A 209-nucleotide genomic window follows, 5' to 3' on the forward strand; every position below is an offset into this window, starting at 1 on the left:
CCGAGTCCGCCGAGGCCGCCGAGTACCTGGTGACGCCGCAGGTCGACGTGCTGGAGAAGCTGGCCGGTTCGGTGAGCCCGGCGGCCGTGCTGGTACCGGCGTCCACCGACGGCACGGAGATCGCCGGTCGCCTGGCGATCCGCCTGGACTCCGGTCTGCTGTCGGAGGTCGTGGACATCGACGGTGAGGGCGTCGCGTCGCACTCGCTG

The 209-nt window shown here is 72.2% G+C and carries 1 pseudogene; it reads left to right on the forward strand.

Features of this window, described 5'->3' with window-relative positions:
- A pseudogene (locus tag EIL87_RS22935) lies at positions 1 to 209 on the forward strand (electron transfer flavoprotein subunit alpha/FixB family protein); the annotation flags it as partial.

The sequence above is a fragment of the Saccharopolyspora rhizosphaerae genome (assembly GCF_003931915.1).
Taxonomy (GTDB): domain Bacteria; phylum Actinomycetota; class Actinomycetes; order Mycobacteriales; family Pseudonocardiaceae; genus Saccharopolyspora; species Saccharopolyspora rhizosphaerae.